This is a genomic window from Moorena sp. SIO3I6 (assembly GCF_010672095.1).
In genome coordinates this window covers 1-2,011 of record NZ_JAAHHU010000891.1, presented here as the reverse complement: position 1 = coordinate 2,011, position 2,011 = coordinate 1, and the positions used below count along the sequence as shown (strand labels likewise).

Annotated in this window: 2 protein-coding genes; one reads left to right on the top strand and one right to left on the bottom strand. The window is 43.7% G+C overall.

The window, feature by feature from the left end; translation table 11 throughout:
- Positions 1-127 precede the first annotated feature (127 nt).
- Entirely contained in the window at positions 128-1,141 is a 1,014-nt protein-coding gene (gene pstS / locus F6K49_RS44070; protein ID WP_293108202.1) for a phosphate ABC transporter substrate-binding protein PstS, read from the bottom strand.
- Between the two features lie 514 nt (positions 1,142-1,655).
- Between pstS and F6K49_RS44065 the strand changes: the two genes are divergently transcribed.
- Positions 1,656-2,011: effector-associated domain EAD1-containing protein (locus F6K49_RS44065; protein ID WP_293108198.1), on the top strand; the 356-nt coding region annotated here is incomplete at its 3' end.

Below are 2,011 nucleotides of genomic sequence, written 5' to 3'. Positions count from 1 at the left end.
TATAGCAGTTGTTGATGGGGGGAACCCCCGCCTGAAGGCACTGCCTCCCCAAGACCGTGCTAAATCGCTAGTTCTCTGCTCTCCTAACGACGGAAGTATGGTTATTCAACCGAATTTGATATTACTCCTATGAGCCAACGGTTATGTTTTGATTCACTGCTTGGATGGCTTGGCGAGCAATATCCTCTGGAATCCGAGTGTACCCCAGTTCCCCGTTGAGGTCTTGACCTTTAGTGATAATCCAATTAACCATATCTTTAATGCCCTGGGCTTTGGCCTGAGTGGGGTACTTCTGGTACAGTAGCAGCCAAGTTAGACCGACAATTGGATAACCATCGGCTGGATCGTTAAGTTTGAGGGTGAAGTCTTGGTTAAACTCTACGTTGAGCAGCCCTTTACTGGCTTGCTCAAGACTAGGCTTAATATAGCGACCCTCTTGATTTTCAATCCTAGCGCTAGGAAAGTTGTTTTCTAGAGCATAATTAGCCTCTACATAGCCAATGGCACCGTCAATCCGCCGCACTTCCGCAGCTACTCCACCATTTCGAGGACGGCTTGAGAAGACCTTGAAGCCCCAATCTGGTTTTTGGCTAGGTTTGATCAGACCATTGGTAATCGCACTCAAGTAGTTGGTGAATATGAAACTAGTACCGCTGCTATCTGAGCGCACAACAACTTTTATGTCTCTTCTGGGCAGGTAAGTGTTAACTTGCTTCCAATTACCAATTTGACCAGTAAAGATTTTCCCTAGAGTCTCGCGAGATAGTCTAACAGAACTCACTACACCTTGGAGATTGTAAATGACTGACACAGCTCCCCCCGCTGTGGGCACCAGTTGCAAGCCCCGTTTCATCTGACTTTTCTCCTCATCGGTTGGGGGCATATCAGTGCCAGCGAAATCAACAGACTCGTTAATGAATTGCTCAATGCCAGTAACACTGCCAATCGTACTGTAACTTACATTAACGCTGGTTTCTTGTTGGTATTGAGAAAAGTAACGCTGGTAAAGGGGTTCGGGAAATGAAGCACCGGCACCAAACAATGGTATTGCACTTGCTGCTTTGAGTGAAATCAATACAATGGCAACTGTAACTGTTAAGGTTATCAATGTCCGACGGGACTTGATTACAGCTAAATTCATTAGTCTATAAGGATTAAGGATAATTTAAGGGGTAAGCTATCAGCTAATGCGCTACGCGCACCCTATGGGAACAGCTTATGGTTATGGGAAAACCATGACATTTAAATTTTTGTTAAGTGATCCGGATTAGCTCCTCCAGCACCTGAAGTGACCAAGGGATAAGGGTTCAGGAGTTTTGCGATTGGCCTTTAGGCCACGCTACGCGAACGCATCCTCCTCCTCTACCAGATGTTCGTGATGGGGGAAGAAATAACACCTGAAAATATCAAAAAAGCTGGCATGTCCAGTAAGCGATGGGAAAGAGTAGTGAAGTATATCCTTTCACGACTGAAGTTTTCCTAGTGAGCCTTTTTCATAACTATGAGGTTCACAGGATTGTTTCCCTGCTCCCTTGCTAAAGTCCCACTACCTTTTTTTTACCATAAAATGGTACTACCTTTACATACCAAGCATTTTAGCTTGTTTCGTCACCCCTTCAGAAATGTTTGCCTGAACTAATAACATATGTAAAAATATGGGCTTATCCGGTGAACAACGCAAAATACTACAAAAGGCTTTTACTGATGCTTTCCCTAATAAATCATCATTAGAGCAAATGCTATGGTTTGAATTAAGTCAAAATTTAAACACAATTGCTGGAGAAGGTAACTTAAACGACATTGTTTTTGAATTAATACAAACAGCAGAAGCTGATGGTTGGGTTGACGAATTAATTTATGCTGCACGTAGGGCAAACCCTGGAAGCCCAAGCTTAAAAGCTAAAGCTATTGCTGCTATTGCTGAAGCAGCAACAACTGAACAAAGAGACATCAAACAGACAAATCCAGGTTCAATGGGTGGTGGACAACAAGCTGGAATTTGGAAGGGTAC